Genomic DNA, 15,657 nt, shown 5'->3' on the forward strand with positions numbered 1-15,657 from the left:
CATCTATATCGACGTGTTTCTCGTGGCGCTGAAGCTGATCTGGGACGGCGTCTCCGGTATCTTCTGCCCCTCGCGACCGGTTCCAGCGACAATTGCCTTCCTCTCTCACATCAGCTTGCCGCAGAGCCCGGCTTGGGTTTTGATACTCCTCTGCCGCTAAGTGACGCTCGGCGGCAAGACACTCGGCCGGATGCCCCGGCTCAACATCTCGGGAGGAAACGTGTCCAGTCCCTATTCCGTCGATCTCGACAAGAATGCCGCGAACTATCAGCCCCTTTCGCCGATTTCCTTCCTCGCCCGCTCCGCCTCGGTCTTTCCCGATCGGATCGCAATCGTTCACGGCAAGGCCCGCACGGCCTATCGCGATTTCTATTCCCGCTCGCGTCGCCTCGCCTCCGCGCTGGAGAAGGCCGGTATCGGCAAGGGCGATACCGTTTCGGTGATGCTGCCCAACGCGCCCGCCATGCTGGAGGCCCACTACGGGGTGCCAATGATCGGCGCGGTGCTGCATTCGATGAACACCCGGCTCGACGCGGCCATCATCGCCTTCCAGCTCGACCATGCCGAGACGAAGCTCGTCATCACCGACCGCGAGTTTTCCAAGGTCATGACGGAGGCGCTGAACCTGGCGTCCGTCAAACCGATCGTCATCGATTACGACGACCCGGAATTCCCGCAGGACGGCGAACGGCTGGGATCGATCGACTACGAGGATTTCGTCCAGAGCAGCGATCCAGGCTATGCCTGGTCGCTGCCCGCCGACGAATGGGAGGCAATCAGCCTCAACTACACGTCCGGCACGACCGGAAACCCGAAGGGTGTCGTCTATCACCACCGGGGCGCGGCCTTGCTCGCCCAGGGCAACGTGATCACCGGCGGCATGGCCAAGCACGCGGTATATCTGTGGACGCTGCCCATGTTCCACTGCAACGGCTGGTGCTTTCCCTGGACCATGTCGGTGATCGCAGGCACCCATGTGTGCCTGCGCTGGGTCCGGCAGAAACCGATCTGGGATGCGCTTGCCGATCACGGCGTCACCCACCTGTGCGGCGCGCCCATCGTCATGTCGACCATCCTGTCCACGCCCGACAAGAACAAACGCAGCTTCGACCAGCAGGTCGAGTTCTTCACCGCCGCCGCCCCGCCGCCGGAATCCGTTCTGGCGGCCATGAAGGAGGCGGGCTTCAACGTCACCCATCTCTACGGCCTCACCGAGACCTACGGCCCCGCCGTCGTCAACGACTGGAAGGAGGAATGGGATGCCCTTCCGCTCGACGAGCAGGCGGTCAAGAAGGCCCGCCAGGGCGTGCGCTATTCCGCGCTCGAAGGCCTTGCCGTGCTCGATCCCGATACGATGGAGCCGGTGCCCGCCGACGGCGAGACCATCGGCGAGGTAATGTTCCGCGGCAACGTGGTCATGAAGGGGTACCTGAAGAACCGCGAGGCCTCCGACAAAGCGTTCGCGGGCGACTGGTTCCATTCGGGCGATCTCGGTGTGCTGCATCCGGACGGCTACATCCAGCTGAAGGACCGCTCCAAGGACATCATCATCTCCGGCGGCGAAAACATCTCCTCCATCGAGGTGGAAGACACGCTCTACAAGCATCCGGCCGTCGCCGCGGTCGCGGTCGTCGCGCGTCCGGACGAAAAATGGGGCGAGACGCCCTGCGCCTTCGTGGAACTGAAGCCCGGCGAGACGGTGGGCGCGGAGGACCTGATCGCCTGGTGCCGCAAGCATCTAGCCCACTTCAAGTGCCCACGCCACATCGTCTTCGAAGAGATCCCGAAGACGTCGACCGGCAAGATGCAGAAATTCAAGCTGCGCGAGATGGCGAAGGCCGTCTGAGGAAGCTCGACACGCGGATGCCGATCCTTCGAGACTCCCGCTGACGCGGGCTCCTCAGGATGACGTTATCGTATTGTGTACTGAAGAAATTTCCACCCCGCACAACGTCACCCTGAGGAGCCGTCGCAATACGGCCTCTCGAAGGATGGGCATCCGTTCAAAGTCCCCGCCCCATCAAAGCCCGAACCGGGCAATGACCGCATTGACCACATTGTCGACGGCCACGGCGGCAAGGATCAGTCCCATCACGCGGCTGATGATCGAGGCGCCCGCCTTGCCGATCACGCGCTGCACCGGTAACGCCATCAGCATCAGCACCAGCGTGATCGCTAGCACCAACACGGTGATGGCGGCGGTGACCATCTGGGAGCCGATCAGATAGATGTCGTTGTCGGTCAGCACCACCACCGCCAGCATCGCACCGGGCGAGGCGATGGAAGGGATCGCCAGCGGATAAATCGCCCATTCCGCATCGTTCCTGGAAATCTCGGACACTTCCTTGTCGGGCTTCGACGGACCAAAGATCATCGTCAGCGCGAACAGGAACAGCACGATGCCGCCCGCGATCTGGAAGGACGTCAGGTTGACGTCGATGGCGTTCAGCACCGGCTGACCGGCTACGAGAAATCCGATCAGCATCACCATGGCGAAGAAGACGGCCCGCAAGGCCACCACGCGGCGCCGGTCGGGCGCGATGAAGGCGGTTACGGCGATGAAGACGGGGATGGTTCCCACCGGATCGACGACGGCAAACAGCGTCGCGAATTGATGCAGGATCTGGGCGAGGGAAACGTCCAGGATCATTCGTCAGAAACCTCGGCGGTCAGAGAAGGCGGGGTGTTGGAAGAAATGGATACCGCATAAATTGAGACAACAAAAAGCCGCGATCCTAAGCCGGGATCGCGGCCTTGGTATAACCGGTGGCAGAGCCTTCGGACCCCGCCGGTCGTTACCGAACGACTAGTGTAGCGTCTCTTTGCGAAGGCGCGTTATCTCGTCCTTGATGTGCAGTTTACGGCGCTTGAGACTGGCGATACTGAGATTGCCAGAACTCGGACTGACCATCGCCTTTTCGATTTCCCGTTCGAGATCGGCGTAACGCCGTTCCAGCTCCAAAAGATGCGACTGCAAGGACATTGGGCAAAGCCTCCTGTCTATTTCATCTAGGACAACAGAAGTGTGACATACGCCGTCGACGCTGTCGAACGCCGTGCGACCCGTCAGTGAACGAATTGATCATGAGGACGGGTCAAATTCAGGGCCGATTTTCGATAATTCAATGTCGTTCATGTGTTACCGCATCAACCGCGCCCTGATAACACTCTGAAAACACGTTCGATATCGCACCGTCTCGACCGATCTTCCGAGCAACTGGGTAAAAACTTCCGCGACGTAATGACGCGAAACACGGGCTAACCCGAACTGCGGAAAATGCGGAGGAAAAACGCCCCGTCGAAGGCAATCTGCCGCAGGCCCCCACCCCCGTTTCGGGAGCCCCACGTGCACACTTCGATCAAGAGATGTCTTCCGGTATGATGCTGTGTAGGTTATGGCTAGAAGACATTCTCACCGATCGAGCTACCCCGGTTCGATCGCTAAGCGCTTCTGGCCTGGCGCGCCCGCCGAGATAACGGCGTCGCTTGCGGAACCGATTGATGACAGAAGACATGGAACAGGCGCTACGCGCCGAACTTGCACAATTGCGCCAGGCACACAGGGACCTCGACGCAGCCATTGCCGCGATGAACGAGACCGGCAAGGCCGATGTCATTCAGCTTCAGCGGCTGAAAAAGAAAAAGCTCTGCCTGAAAGATCGCATATCCGCGATCGAAGACAAGCTCCTACCCGACATTATCGCTTGAGACAGGCCCCTGCGGGGCGCTAAGGCGCTCGCAATATCGGGCTCACCCGTCCCCTGACGTGTCTTGGCCCGGTAGATGTCCCGGTCGGCACGATCAAGCACATCGGCGACATTGTCCTTGCGCGCCAGCGTGGCAATGCCCAACGACGCCGACAGTTGCACCGGATTTCCCCGATGAAGAAAGGGCGCCGTCTCCAGTGCCTCTGAGACCTGCGCCACGGCATTTCGCGCCGCCTGCTCATCCGACTTCCACAACAGAGCGACGAACTAGTCCCCCCGATCCGCCTGATGACATCGGAGCGACGCAGCGTGCGGAACAGAACCGCGGACACATGCGTCAGCGCCGCGTCTCTGGCGGCATGACCGAGCGTGAAGAAGGGAAACGTCGGAATTGTAGCGCGAGACGAACGCGATGGAGCGTTCGAGCACCCGCTCGAACCCGCACCGGTTTAATAGTTCGGTCAGCGCATCGCGCACGGCATCCCGCCTCAACCGGCGGATTTCCAGTCGTTGCGAGGTGACCACATCTGTCAATCGGGCGACTTCGTCGCGCAGGTCCTCCATGCACCTGCCCATATCTTCCATCGCCCCCGGGTCGTTATGACATCCCGCCGTCACGCCCCCCGCCCGACGAGATATTCCCGCCGGTTCTGCACCCGCCAGCCTCATGGTTGAACCTCGCTGCATTTCGGTATACAGCCCAGTCGATTCAGATCCGGAACGTGAGGGTTTTGCCTGACCTTGTCCAAGGTCAACGTTAAACTTGGTCAACGCCTTGCTTGACCGTTCATGGCTTCTATAATCCGCGTCTTTCCCGCAAGGGGCCGACAAAAATAGCAGTAGGGCTCGCCAGCCTAGAGACGACATATGATTAAGAGTACACCCCCCGTCGCGATCATCATGGGCAGTCAGTCCGACTGGCCGACCATGAAGAACGCGGCCGATACGCTCGATGCACTGGGTATCGCCCATAAGGCCCGCATCGTTTCCGCCCACAGAACCCCGGATCGCCTCGTCGCCTTCGCCAAGGGCGTGCGGGATGCGGGCACGAAAGTCGTGATCGCAGGCGCGGGCGGCGCGGCGCATCTGCCCGGCATGGTCGCCTCCATGACGCCGCTTCCCGTTTTCGGCGTGCCGATCGAATCGTGCGCGCTGAAGGGCATCGACAGCCTCTATTCCATCGTCCAAATGCCGACCGGCGTTCCCGTGGGAACGCTCGCCATCGGCCGCTCCGGTGCGGTCAATGCGGCCCTTCTTGCGGCAAGCGTGCTGGCGCTCACCGACGAGGCCCTGGCCGAACGGCTCGATGACTGGCGCAAGCGCCAGAGCGAGGCGGTTGCCGAACATCCCAGCGACGAGGCCTGAGCCGATAACCACCCCGGAACTCGCCCCAGGCGCCACGATCGGTATCCTCGGCGGCGGCCAGCTCGGCCGCATGCTGGCACTCGCGGCAAGCCTGCTCGGTTTCAAGTGCCACATCTATTGTCCCGACCCGCAGAGCCCCGCCTTTCAGGTGAGCGATGCCTACACGGTCGCGGCCTATGACGACGAGGCGGCGCTCGCCGCCTTTGCCGAAGCCGTCGACGTGGTGACCTACGAATTCGAGAACGTGCCGGAGGAAACGGCCCGCTTTCTGGAAAGCCGCATGACGCTGCGCCCCGGCTCTCATCCGCTTGCGATTACCCAGGACCGGCTGGTGGAGAAGAATTTCCTGAGCTCCATCGGCATCCCGCTTGCCCCCTTCGCCGCCGTCGACGGACCGGACGACATCGCCGCAGCCGTTGACGTGACCGGCCTGCCCGCAATCCTGAAGACGCGGCGTATGGGCTACGACGGCAAGGGCCAGACCCGCATCGACAGCCTGGATGATACCCAGGCCGCCTGGGAGCGCATCGGCAAGGCGCCCGCCGTGCTTGAAGGCGTCGTCGATTTCGCGCTGGAATGCTCCGTCATTGCCGCGCGCAGCACGGACGGAGAGACGGCCGCCTACGACATTGCGGAAAACAAGCACCACAACCACATCCTGAAATGGAGCCACGTTCCCGCCTCCCTGTCGCAGGAAACGCAGGACGCGGCCCGTGCACTCGGCGCCAAGGTGACCGAGGCGCTCGACTATGTCGGCGTTCTGGCGGTGGAGCTATTTGTAGTGCGGGATCACGACGGCGAACGGCTCATCGCCAACGAAATTGCCCCGCGCGTTCACAATTCCGGGCACTGGACGCAGGACGGCTGCCTTGTCTCGCAGTTCGAACAGCACATCCGTGCGGTGGTCGGCTGGCCGCTGGGAAGCGCGGAACGGCGTGCAGACGTGGTGATGGAAAACCTGATCGGCGCGGATGCAGAGCACTGGCCGGACATCATCAAGGAACCGGCCGCCCGTCTGCACCTTTACGGCAAGGCGGAAATCCGCCCGGGCCGCAAGATGGGCCACGTCAACCGGCTGAAATAGGGCACCTATGGGAGCCGCACGGTCCCGCCTCGTCACGATTTGCACTCACCCGAAGATACGATCGGATGTCACACGAGACCGAGACGCTCGCGCATGCAGAACCGCCAAATCGCGGCGACCGCCACGACCGCGAGGCTGCTCGCCAGTCCCCACCACAGGCCGCCCCAGAACACCAGACCGTAGGCAAGCGCATCCCGACGCCCCAGTACCCCGCCACAGCGATGATCATCGGGACCCTTGTGTCGGACAAGCCGCGCAGGATGCTGGCCGCGGCCCCTTGCGCGCCGTCGAAGATCTGGAAGAGAGCCCCGCAATCGCCCGTGCCCGCCGCAAGGACGGCAGGCGTGTCCGGATTGCCCGCCTTGGTGAAGAGCCCGATCAGCACGCCCGGTATGCTCAATGCTCAGGAAGACGATGGCCGCGCACACCATGAAGCCGAGCGACACCATGGACACCATGAAGGTGATCGAGGCGCATTGGCTCGCGATACCGTGGGCGGCGAGTTCGACCGTTCCGATCCAGCCCATCATCATCGCCGAGGCGAAGAACAGGCCGACCTCGGCCAGGATCGTCAGCCCGATCGGCCAGCCGAGCCTGAGGATCTGGAAGAAGACCGGCCAGTCGCTGCGCCAGAACCGACCGAGGATGGCGAACCGGCGCAGCTTGCGATGCCGCATCGTATAAAGGGGGCAACACGGCGAAGGTCGCCGCATTGGTGCCCATCGACGCGATGCCCGCGCCCACCAGCTCCAGCCGCGGCGCACCGAAGGCGCCGAAGATCAGCACGTAATCGAGCGCCGCATTGACGAGAGCCCCCGCCACGGTCGCCCACAGGACGACCTGCGCCTTCTCCATCACGGCCACGAAATTGCGCAGGCCCATGGTCGCCAGGGCGGGCGGCAGCGCCCATTGCAGATAGCGCATGTAGATGCCGGCCGAATGGGCGATCTCCGATTTCTGCCCCACCATGAGCAGGATCGATTCCGTGTGCCACATGACGAACATGGCGGGCACGGAATAGGCGATTACCACCCAGAGCCCCGCACGGAGCGGCGCACGTCGCGCATCCGCCGTTCGCCGCGCGCCCGTGCGGCAATCGGCATCACGGCCTGCACGAGGCCCGTGCCGAACAGGAAAATGACGATATAGAGATTGAAGGCCAGGACGGAGGCCGCCAGCGGCTCTGTTCCCAGCTGCCCGATCATCAAGGACGTCGGTCGTGTTGAGCGCCGTATGGGCAATCTGCGCCCCGGCGATCGGCAGGCCCAATACGAGCGTTGCCTTGATCTCGCGAATCCAAAGGGAGATGTCGTTCCGCGCGGCGTCATCACTCACCAGCGAAGCCATGAGACTTCTCCGAAAAACGATTCGCCGCGGTCCGGGATCGAAGGTCAATGACATGCGGGCGCACAGTAGTCATCTTCCGCAAACGCTTTAACCCGGCGCAACGCGGGCGACACTAACGACCCCGGCCGCATCCGTCCACCCACGCCGCACGGCACGACTTTCCGCCTTATGAACGGTATAGGTGCGCATTCTACGGGTTTCCCGCTTTCTTCGCCCCTTCCCGGTGGACAAGCACCGGTGCATCTGCTAAGGAACGACCTACTTTCGCAACGCTCCGTGCGGCGCAGCCGGGGCATTGCCAGATCGCAGTCGGCATCCAGCCGTTTGCGACCGGCGCTTCGGACAAACATCCGATAACCTGACCAGTTCGGCAACACGGGGCATTTACGCGTGCAAGTTTTCGTTCGCGACAAAAACGTTGATCAGGCACTCAAGGCGCTGAAGAAAAAGATGCAGCGTGAAGGCATCTTCCGGGAGATGAAGCTCCGCGACCACTTCGAAAAGCCGTCCGAGAAGCGCGCCCGGGAAAAGGCGGAAGCCATCCGCCGCGCTCGCAAGCTGGCCCGCAAGCGGGCGCAGCGCGAAGGCCTTCTGAGCGGCCGTTCTGGCCGCCGCTAAAGGCGCAGGGCCCGCATTCCGGCGGGCCTCTTCGAGTCTTTTCGCACACTACCCATCGCTCGAAATCTGAACGGACTGTGCGGGTCACCGTACGATCCGTATTGCTGTGGACTGAGCGAAATCAACGCTGTGTGACGGACTTCGTGTCAGATTGTCTCCGACCAATATGGAGGGGCATTCCATAGCGCACGCGATCGTCCTCATTCATGGACACCCCGATCCCAACCCCGGACATCTGAGCCGTGCGCTCGGCGACAGCTATGCCGAAAGCGCCCGGGCGGCCGGTCACGCCGTTCACGAAATCGATGTCACACGGCTGGATTTCCCGATCCTTCGCAACGAGGCCGAATATTCCGGCTCCCTGCCACCGAGCCTCGAGCCGATCTTCGCGCGCCTGCATAAAGCCGACCACATCGTCGTCTCCTTCCCGCTCTGGCTGGGCACGCTCCCCGCGCTGACCAAGGCGTTTTTCGAGCAGCTCCTTCATCGCAACATCGCATTTGAAGAGGCAGCCCGGCAGACCCGCTTTCCCAAGGGCCGCCTTGCGGGGCGTTCTGCGCGCCTCGTCGTGACCCATGGGCAATGCTGACCTTCATCTACCGCTTCTGGTATCTCTCGCACGGCCTGAAGGTCTTTGAACGCAATGCCCTGGACCTCGTCGAGGTCAAGCCGGTGGAGATGACGCTCTTCGGCAACGCGACGAGCACCGATGACGCGACATGTGAAAAATGGCTGGATGAAATGCGCAGGCTGGGTCAGGCGGGAGCCTGATGAGCCTGATGAGAGCGCGCGCGGAATGAGAGTTCCGGCAGCAACCTGTGCTGCCGGGCAGCGACGCGTCGCACTGCCCATCCTTCGAGACGGACCTTCGGGCCTTTCACATTATCCAGCCCAAAACGGTATCGAGTTGTCCTCAATACTCTCAACTCATCATCCCGGCCTCCGAGCCGGGATCCATTCCATGCTCTATCGGCAGGGAATGTGGTTGGATTAATCTTCGATATCCACCTCTTACCGCGCTGAAGCATCACGGCATAGATTGCCGGTCGGAGCCGGCAATGACGGGAGAGATGTAGCCGGAATAACCCGATACCATTTTCGGGCTGGACACTGAGGAGGCCCGAAGGGCCGTCTCGAAGGATTGGCCTCCGCACTTTCCTCTCCCCCACCTGCCCACGAAAAAGGCCGCGCCCAGGGGACGCGGCCTCAATTCGTTTCTCGCGAAGGTCGTCAGGCCTACATCGACTTGACGATTTCCTCGGTCATCTTCTTGGCGTCGCCGAAAAGCATCATCGTCTGATCCAGGAAGAACAGCTCGTTCTGGATGCCCGCATAGCCGGAGCCCATGCCGCGCTTGACGAAGAGCACCGTCTTGGCCTTGTCGACATCGAGGATCGGCATGCCGTAGATCGGCGAGGACGGATCGTCGCGCGCCGCCGGGTTGGTGACGTCGTTGGCGCCAATGACGAAGGTCACGTCGGCCTGCGCGAACTCGGAGTTGATGTCTTCGAGCTCGAACACCTCGTCATAGGGCACGTTGGCTTCCGCCAGGAGAACGTTCATGTGCCCCGGCATACGGCCAGCCACCGGGTGAATGGCGTACTTCACCTCGACGCCTTCCAACTTCAGCTTGTCGGCCATTTCCTGAAGCGCGTGCTGCGCCTGGGCGACCGCCATGCCGTAACCCGGCACTATGATGACCTTGGAGGCGTTCTTCATCAGATACGTCGCATCCTCGGCCGCCCCCTGCTTGACCGGACGTTCTTCCGCACCGCCGGCCGCAGCAGACGCCGTCTCGCCGCCGAAGCCGCCGAGAATGACGGAGACGAACGAGCGGTTCATGCCCTTGCACATGATGTAGGACAGGATCGCACCCGACGAGCCGACCAGCGCGCCGGTGATGATCAGCGCCATGTTGCCGAGCGTGAAGCCGATACCAGCCGCAGCCCACCCCGAATAGGAGTTGAGCATCGAGATCACGACCGGCATGTCCGCCCCACCGATGGGAACGATCAGCAGCCCGCCGAAGATCAGCGACAAGATCACGGTCAGCCAGAAGACCGTGTGGCTCTCCGTCGTCGCCAAAGCGATGATCAGGATGACGATCGCCGCAGCCAGCGCGATGTTGATGACGTGACGACCCGGCAGCAGGATCGACTTGCCCGACATGTTGCCGTTGAGCTTCAGGAAGGCGATGACCGACCCAGTGAAGGTGATCGCACCGATGGCGATGCCGATGGAGCTTTCGATCAGCGCTTGGGCGTGGATGGAACCCACCTCGCCGATGCCGAAGGCTTCCGGCGCGTAGATCGCCCCGGCCGCAACGAGCACGGCGGCAAGACCGACGAGCGAGTGGAAGGCCGCAACGAGCTGCGGCATGGCCGTCATCGGGATCTTGCGCGCGATGTAGGCACCGATGCCGCCGCCGATGGCCAGCCCCAGCACGATCAGCACCCAGCCGGTGCCGGACGGCACCGCGATGCCGAGCGTGGTCAGGATGGCGATCGCCATACCGATCATGCCGAAGACGTTACCCTGACGGGATGTCGTGGGATGCGACAGGCCGCGCAGCGCCAGAATGAACAGGACGCCGGAGACCAGATAGAGAAAGGTCACGATATTCGTTGTCATAAGTTCGGCACCCTCACGACTTCTTCTTGTACATGGCAAGCATGCGGCTAGTTACCAGGAACCCGCCGAATATGTTTACCGATGCAAGGATGAGCGCGATGAAGCCGAAGCCGTGAGCCCAGGCGGTGTTCGCCTCCTGGCCCGCCACCGCATCGGCGCCGACGGCGAGCAGCGCGCCGACCACGATCACGGAGGAAATCGCGTTGGTGACCGACATGAGCGGCGTATGCAGCGCCGGGGTCACCGACCACACCACATAGTAGCCGACGAAGATCGCCAGCACGAAAACCGCCAGACGAAAGACGAACGGATCGATCGCCCCGCCGGATGCTGCGTGGGCAAGCGCACCGGCGGCATCCGCCACCCCGCCCGTTGCCTGATCCGCATAGGTCTGGGCGGCATCTGCCGCCGCGCGGGCGGCGTCTGCGGCCGCCTGCGCCGCATCGGCAACAGCGCGCGCCTTTTCAAGAGCCATTTCGCTCGCCATTTATTCGTCCCCTTTCGGTGCGAATGCCGGATGCACAACCGCGCCGTCGCGCGTCAGCACCGTCGCCGATACAAGTTCATCTTCCCAGTTGACCTTCAAGGAGGAGGTTTCCTTGTCGACCAGTGTCGTGACGAAAGTCAGCAGGTTCTTCGCATAGAGCGCCGAGGCGGACGCCGGAATGCGCCCGGCGACGTTGAGATGCCCGACGATCTTCACGTCGCTCACCGTCGCAACCTTGCCCGGCTTCGCGCCTTCCACGTTGCCGCCGCGCTCCACCGCCAGATCGATAATCACCGATCCCGGCTTCATCGACTGCACCATTTCCTTGGAAACGAGGCGCGGGGACGGACGACCGGGAATCAGCGCCGTGGTGATGACGATGTCCTGCTTGGAAATGTGAGAATCGACCAGCTCGGCCTGCTTCTTCTGGTATTCCTCGGACATCTGCTTGGCGTAGCCGCCAGCGGTCTCGGCCTGCTTAAACTCCTCGTCCTCGACCGCGATGAATTTCGCGCCGAGAGACTCGACCTGTTCCTTGGCCGCCGGACGCACGTCCGTGGCGGTCACGGCAGCGCCTAGACGCCGCGCCGTGGCGATCGCCTGAAGACCGGCAACGCCCGCCCCCATGACGAAGACACGCGCGGCGGGAACCGTGCCCGCCGCCGTCATCATCATCGGCATGGCGCGATCGAACTCGTCAGCCGCGTCGATCACCGCCTGATAGCCGGCAAGGTTCGCCTGGGAGGACAGCACGTCCATCGACTGCGCGCGCGTGATGCGCGGCATGAATTCCATGGCGACGGCGGCGATATTGGCCTTGGCCATCGCCTCCACGTCCTTCTCGTGGCCGAAAGGATCCATCGTACCGATGACGAGGGCGCCGGCTTTCATCGCGCCGAGTTCCTCCGCCGTCGGACGGCGCACCTTCAGCACCACGTCGGCGTCCTTGAACACGTTGGCGGCATCGGCCACGATTTTCGCACCGGCGTCCCGGAATTCCGCATCCGGAATCCGCGAGGCCTTACCGGCCCCTTTTTCCACCAGCACCTCGAGCCCGAGCGCAACATATTTCTTCACCGTATCCGGCGTCGCAGCGACCCGGGTTTCAACGGCGTCGCGTTCGAGCGGCACCCCGATCTTCATATGCATCCCCCTTTTGGGAGCACGGTATCCCACGCACAACGCAAACCGCCCCGCGCCGACCGTGCCCGACCAGATATGAAAGCAGCTCGCATTCCGAAAGGCATTCGAGCCGCCTGTTGTTCTGACGGCTTCGGTGCGCACCGAAGCCCGTCTTCGAATTTTCGTCGTCGCCCGATCAGCCGTCACCCGACACATGTCCTCCGGCAGGCGATCCACGGACGGACAGTCCGCAAACCGTTTGCCCGGCAGACCCCATGTCAGGGGAGAGACACCGAGAGAGTCCGACCAACCATTTAGCCACGCATTTGGCTACGCATTCGGCCGGGAATCGGTCAACCGACGGTCAGAATAGCCATGAGTCCGGCAAACACGAATACGGCTGCCGAAGGAATCCATCCCTTCTGTCCGGCGAACAGGCCGATAACCGCGGCGATGATTGTCGCCAACAATACGACTGTACCAGCCAGATTTGAATAACCGCTGCCGAGCCCGAAGATCAATAGACATAGCACCACATTGATACATGCAATCACGCCGATCTTGCTAAAGGCCACGAAGCCAGCATAAGTCTTTTCATGTTCTGAGTAGTCCATCGTCGGTGCATTATTTTCAGTCATTCTCGCTCCCTCCGCGAATGCCTTTTCAATCGTCTGCCCTAACGTCTGAAACGAAAAGATAGACACTGCGACGATATGAAACGCAAGCCCTCCGTAAGGTCAACACAAATCGCCATTTGGTACTACTCGGCAGTGGGCAACCCAACATTTGCCAGCAGATCGCACTGACGTGCGGCTACACTGTCGGCATCGAAATCTTCTATCTGTTCGTTGAATAGGCGATAGAAATTCAGCTCCGCCTTGAGGTGCAGGAACACCCCTCCGAGACCGATCGCCGCACGATCCATGAACACGAATTCGCGAGGAACAGTCACCGGGCCGTGCTCCTTGAGCGCCTGATGCACCCGAAAAGCCTCCCGCCCGGCCGTATTCCGCCGGGCTCACCCCATCGGCAATGGCGCGGGTGCGATCCTCAAGGAGAGGTCCGTAGATGAATCGCACCCAGATATTCAGCGCATCGATGAGTTCGCGCGAGAGTCCCTTGAAGCCCCAGGTCTCGTAAGCGTGAACGATTCGCGCTTCGTCATCTGCCAGAAGCCCGCGATAGAGATCGACGACGTCCGCCACGAAGCGGCTGGGGAAGATGCGGATGCAACCATAGTCCAGAAGATTGATCCCGACGGGCGCCCCCGCCTCCTCGAAGACCGTGTAATTGCCCAGATGCGGATCGCCGTGGATCACGCCCACATAGGAAAACGGATACCACCAGGCCCGGAACATCACCTCGGCGATCAGGTTGCGCTCTTCAAGCGAATGATCGCGGTAGTTCAGAAGCGGCCGCCCTTCAAGCCAGCCCATTGCGAGCAGGCGTCCGGTCGAAAGCTCGTCCACCACCTCAGGCACGCGGATCATCGACTTCTCGGCAAAGACCTGCCGGTAGAGCGCCATGTTGCGCGCCTCGCGCTCGTAATCGAGTTCCTCGCGCACCCACTCGCCCAGTTCCACCGCGATTTCGCGCGCATCGATGGCCGGCCGCATGCGGCGATGGATCGACAGGATCACCCCGAGCTGGGTGAGATTCGGCCTCCACCGCAGACGCCATATCCGGATATTGCAGCTTGACCGCCAGCCGCTGACCGTCGAGCGCGCGCGCCTCGTGCACCTGGCCGAGGGAGGCGGCGGCCGACGGCGTATCGTTGAATTCGGCGAATTTCGTGCGCCAGTCGCGCCCAAGCTCCGCTTGCAGCGTGGCGAGTTCGGTTGTGTGTTCGGGCGGGACGGCGTCGGGAATGGTGGCGAAAAGCTGGGCGATCTTCATCAGCGGCCCTTTCAGCCCGCCAAGCATCGCCGTCAGTTCCTCCGCGTTGCGATCGCGATCGCGCCCGCCGCCAACGAGCCGGGCGCCCGCGACACGGGCCGCAAAGCCGCCGACCTGCGCATAGCGCCCGACACGTGCGGAAAGCCGGTTGGCCCTCACGGTCGGGCGGACGACGCTTATCAGATGTCATCGATAAGGACCTCGCCTCCCAAGAGCATGACCGACCGGATCGGGGAACTCCGATCGACGGAAAATCGCTCTAGAATGCCGCAGATTGCGCGACCGTCTGGCTGCAAGATAGGCGTCACGCGCGCTTATACAACGCAAATAAGCGAGATGAGATCCATTTCGGGAGATCAAGTTGCCCAGCGCTCACCCATGCAAGCGCGGGATCAGTCATTAGAGACCAGCGACAGGGCGACCACGGCGGACCCATCAAACCGATCCGTGCGCAGCGCACCGTAGATCCGCCGCTCAAACCCGGCGCTGAACAGCCGCGGCGGACGGGCGAAAAGCGCGCTGAGACGACGCTGATCGGGATGGCTCAAATCCGCAAACGCCGATGTCCGGGTGCTGTGATCGCCGGAGAGCATGCGCGCTTCGTCCGGCCGCGGCAGGGCAGCGAAGCGGGCGAAGGGATCGACCTCGACGGGAATGCGTCCGGCGAGCGAGGACCAGCTCAGTACGGGCTTTTGCGCCTTGCTGCGGGCAGCGGCCAACGCCGCATCGACCCGCGCGGCAACCGAAGCCCCCTCGGCAAGATTGAGGGCAGCAACACGCTCGGGATCGGACCGCTGACGATCGGCGGGACGGTGCGGAGGTGCTGCGGCCAACGTCGTGGCGGCAGGCCGCGGCCTCAGCGCGGGCACAGGTTCGGATCCGGCGGCATAGGACGTCAGCGTCGTATTCGCCCCCCCTCCTCTGCGACCGGAGACCCCGGATCGACCACGGAATCGATCGCGCCGATGGCATCGGACGGCGCAGGCCCGGTGCGGCGCGGCTTGGAACTGGGAAGCGTGGCGACGATGAAGGACTCGTCGGCTTCCGCTTCCACCTCTGATTCTTCCTCAAGGCTCTCTTCCGGCTCAGGCTCCGCGACCTCAACCACGCCACCGGGCTTTGCGTGCGGCGTCACCCTGGCCGAACTCACGCCCGGCAACGGATCGTCGCTCGCACGGTCGACCCACACGGGCTGCGGCGTGGTATTTTCCTCTCCACCGACATCGGCGGGCGGTCTGGGCCTGCCGCCGAACAGCGAGGCGATCAGCGTCTTGCCGCTCGTATTGCCGCCGCCAACATTGACGCCAGCGAGCGAGGGCCGGATCGAGGGACTGGTCGTCACGTTGGTGGCAACCTGCCCGGTGGTCCTGAAGGAGCGCTCGGGAGCGGCCGATGCCACC

Annotated in this window: 17 protein-coding genes and 2 pseudogenes; 7 read left to right on the plus strand and 12 right to left on the minus strand. The window is 62.6% G+C overall.

All coding sequences use genetic code 11. The features are described from left to right. The first annotated feature begins 190 nt into the window (after positions 1-190). Entirely contained in the window at positions 191-1,846 is a 1,656-nt protein-coding gene (locus QNJ43_RS18235) for an acyl-CoA synthetase (RefSeq protein ID WP_300472157.1), read from the plus strand. 174 nt (positions 1,847-2,020) lie between these two features. Here the strand turns inward: QNJ43_RS18235 and QNJ43_RS18240 are convergent, their stop codons facing one another. Both QNJ43_RS18240 and QNJ43_RS18245 read right to left on the minus strand, forming a co-directional pair. Continuing rightward, positions 2,021-2,650 carry a MarC family protein gene (locus tag QNJ43_RS18240; protein ID WP_300471996.1) on the minus strand — a complete coding sequence of 210 codons (630 nt, stop codon included), beginning with the start codon at positions 2,648-2,650 and terminating at the stop codon, positions 2,021-2,023. A 156-nt stretch (positions 2,651-2,806) separates the two neighbouring features. Next, entirely contained in the window at positions 2,807-2,983 is a 177-nt protein-coding gene (locus QNJ43_RS18245; RefSeq protein WP_300471997.1) for a DUF465 domain-containing protein, read from the minus strand. Between the two features lie 518 nt (positions 2,984-3,501). Here QNJ43_RS18245 and QNJ43_RS18250 point away from each other — a divergent pair. Continuing rightward, positions 3,502-3,708 (plus strand): DUF465 domain-containing protein, encoded by a 207-nt coding sequence (locus tag QNJ43_RS18250; protein WP_300471998.1) that lies wholly within the window; start codon positions 3,502-3,504, stop codon positions 3,706-3,708. A 266-nt stretch (positions 3,709-3,974) separates the two neighbouring features. Here QNJ43_RS18250 and QNJ43_RS18255 read toward each other — a convergent pair whose 3' ends face one another. Beyond that, positions 3,975-4,292: a GGDEF domain-containing protein gene (locus QNJ43_RS18255; protein WP_300471999.1), complete on the minus strand. Its 318-nt coding sequence runs from the start codon at positions 4,290-4,292 to the stop codon at positions 3,975-3,977. Positions 4,293-4,574: 282 nt separating this feature from the next. Here QNJ43_RS18255 and purE point away from each other — a divergent pair, with 282 nt between their 5' ends. Together purE and QNJ43_RS18265 are read left to right on the plus strand one after the other, a co-directional pair. Continuing rightward, positions 4,575-5,072: a 5-(carboxyamino)imidazole ribonucleotide mutase gene (gene purE, locus QNJ43_RS18260; RefSeq protein ID WP_300472000.1), complete on the plus strand. Its 498-nt coding sequence runs from the start codon at positions 4,575-4,577 to the stop codon at positions 5,070-5,072. Next, entirely contained in the window at positions 5,044-6,156 is a 1,113-nt protein-coding gene (locus QNJ43_RS18265) for a 5-(carboxyamino)imidazole ribonucleotide synthase (RefSeq protein WP_300472001.1), read from the plus strand. Before purE ends, QNJ43_RS18265 begins: the two co-directional genes overlap by 29 nt. A gap of 68 nt (positions 6,157-6,224) precedes the next feature. Here the strand turns inward: QNJ43_RS18265 and QNJ43_RS27365 are convergent, their stop codons facing one another. From QNJ43_RS27365 to QNJ43_RS18280, 3 genes and pseudogenes are all read right to left on the minus strand, one after another. After that, positions 6,225-6,689 (minus strand): hypothetical protein, encoded by a 465-nt coding sequence (locus QNJ43_RS27365; protein WP_346433036.1) that lies wholly within the window; start codon positions 6,687-6,689, stop codon positions 6,225-6,227. Positions 6,690-6,999: 310 nt separating this feature from the next. Continuing rightward, positions 7,000-7,188: pseudogene (locus tag QNJ43_RS27370) on the minus strand (MATE family efflux transporter); the annotation flags it as partial. Beyond that, entirely contained in the window at positions 7,182-7,361 is a 180-nt protein-coding gene (locus QNJ43_RS18280; protein ID WP_300472004.1) for an MATE family efflux transporter, read from the minus strand. The pseudogene QNJ43_RS27370 and the gene QNJ43_RS18280, both read right to left, overlap by 7 nt. Positions 7,362-7,893: 532 nt before the next feature. Between QNJ43_RS18280 and rpsU the strand changes: the two genes are divergently transcribed. From rpsU to QNJ43_RS18295, 3 genes are all read left to right on the plus strand, one after another. Then, complete coding sequence (gene rpsU, locus QNJ43_RS18285; protein ID WP_300472005.1) at positions 7,894-8,121, plus strand: 30S ribosomal protein S21; 228 nt, start codon at positions 7,894-7,896, stop codon at positions 8,119-8,121. A 151-nt stretch (positions 8,122-8,272) separates the two neighbouring features. Then, complete coding sequence (locus QNJ43_RS18290; protein ID WP_300472006.1) at positions 8,273-8,710, plus strand: NAD(P)H-dependent oxidoreductase; 438 nt, start codon at positions 8,273-8,275, stop codon at positions 8,708-8,710. Beyond that, positions 8,704-8,892 carry a hypothetical protein gene (locus QNJ43_RS18295; protein ID WP_300472007.1) on the plus strand — a complete coding sequence of 63 codons (189 nt, stop codon included), beginning with the start codon at positions 8,704-8,706 and terminating at the stop codon, positions 8,890-8,892. The genes QNJ43_RS18290 and QNJ43_RS18295 overlap by 7 nt, the downstream gene beginning before the upstream one ends. A gap of 465 nt (positions 8,893-9,357) precedes the next feature. Here QNJ43_RS18295 and QNJ43_RS18300 read toward each other — a convergent pair whose 3' ends face one another. The 6 genes and pseudogenes from QNJ43_RS18300 to QNJ43_RS18325 form a co-directional block, all read right to left on the minus strand. After that, positions 9,358-10,752: an NAD(P)(+) transhydrogenase (Re/Si-specific) subunit beta gene (locus QNJ43_RS18300; RefSeq protein WP_300472008.1), complete on the minus strand. Its 1,395-nt coding sequence runs from the start codon at positions 10,750-10,752 to the stop codon at positions 9,358-9,360. Positions 10,753-10,765: 13 nt separating this feature from the next. Next, positions 10,766-11,239, minus strand: a complete 474-nt coding sequence (locus QNJ43_RS18305) for an NAD(P) transhydrogenase subunit alpha (RefSeq protein WP_300472009.1) — start codon at positions 11,237-11,239, stop codon at positions 10,766-10,768. Next, positions 11,240-12,382, minus strand: a complete 1,143-nt coding sequence (locus QNJ43_RS18310) for a Re/Si-specific NAD(P)(+) transhydrogenase subunit alpha (RefSeq protein ID WP_300472010.1) — start codon at positions 12,380-12,382, stop codon at positions 11,240-11,242. Positions 12,383-12,714: 332 nt separating this feature from the next. Beyond that, a complete protein-coding gene (locus tag QNJ43_RS18315; RefSeq protein WP_300472011.1) occupies positions 12,715-12,999 on the minus strand; it encodes an aa3-type cytochrome c oxidase subunit IV in 285 nt (94 codons plus the stop codon). Positions 13,000-13,121: 122 nt separating this feature from the next. Further along, positions 13,122-14,416, minus strand: a pseudogene (locus QNJ43_RS18320) (AarF/ABC1/UbiB kinase family protein). A gap of 233 nt (positions 14,417-14,649) precedes the next feature. Then, on the minus strand, positions 14,650-15,126 hold the full coding sequence (locus tag QNJ43_RS18325; RefSeq protein WP_300472012.1) for a hypothetical protein: 477 nt from the start codon (positions 15,124-15,126) through the stop codon (positions 14,650-14,652). Between the last annotated feature and the right edge of the window lie 531 nt (positions 15,127-15,657).

Origin of the sequence: Breoghania sp. (assembly GCF_030066895.1) — a bacterium.
Classification (GTDB): Bacteria; Pseudomonadota; Alphaproteobacteria; order Rhizobiales; family Stappiaceae; genus Breoghania.

Excerpts from the sequence above, each read along its gene's own strand:
- QNJ43_RS18250 (WP_300471998.1), top strand. The coding sequence starts at position 3,502 with ATGACAGAAGACATGGAACAGGCGCTACGCGCCGAACTTGCACAATTG.
- QNJ43_RS18245 (WP_300471997.1), bottom strand. The coding sequence starts at position 2,983 with ATGTCCTTGCAGTCGCATCTTTTGGAGCTGGAACGGCGTTACGCCGAT.
- QNJ43_RS18280 (WP_300472004.1), bottom strand. The coding sequence starts at position 7,361 with ATGATCGGGCAGCTGGGAACAGAGCCGCTGGCGGCCTCCGTCCTGGCC.
- QNJ43_RS18235 (WP_300472157.1), top strand. The coding sequence starts at position 191 with ATGCCCCGGCTCAACATCTCGGGAGGAAACGTGTCCAGTCCCTATTCC.
- purE (WP_300472000.1), top strand. The coding sequence starts at position 4,575 with ATGATTAAGAGTACACCCCCCGTCGCGATCATCATGGGCAGTCAGTCC.
- QNJ43_RS18315 (WP_300472011.1), bottom strand. The coding sequence starts at position 12,999 with ATGACTGAAAATAATGCACCGACGATGGACTACTCAGAACATGAAAAG.
- QNJ43_RS18295 (WP_300472007.1), top strand. The coding sequence starts at position 8,704 with ATGCTGACCTTCATCTACCGCTTCTGGTATCTCTCGCACGGCCTGAAG.
- QNJ43_RS18310 (WP_300472010.1), bottom strand. The coding sequence starts at position 12,382 with ATGAAGATCGGGGTGCCGCTCGAACGCGACGCCGTTGAAACCCGGGTC.
- QNJ43_RS27365 (WP_346433036.1), bottom strand. The coding sequence starts at position 6,689 with ATGATGATGGGCTGGATCGGAACGGTCGAACTCGCCGCCCACGGTATC.
- QNJ43_RS18300 (WP_300472008.1), bottom strand. The coding sequence starts at position 10,752 with ATGACAACGAATATCGTGACCTTTCTCTATCTGGTCTCCGGCGTCCTG.
- QNJ43_RS18305 (WP_300472009.1), bottom strand. The coding sequence starts at position 11,239 with ATGGCGAGCGAAATGGCTCTTGAAAAGGCGCGCGCTGTTGCCGATGCG.
- QNJ43_RS18240 (WP_300471996.1), bottom strand. The coding sequence starts at position 2,650 with ATGATCCTGGACGTTTCCCTCGCCCAGATCCTGCATCAATTCGCGACG.
- QNJ43_RS18255 (WP_300471999.1), bottom strand. The coding sequence starts at position 4,292 with ATGGAAGATATGGGCAGGTGCATGGAGGACCTGCGCGACGAAGTCGCC.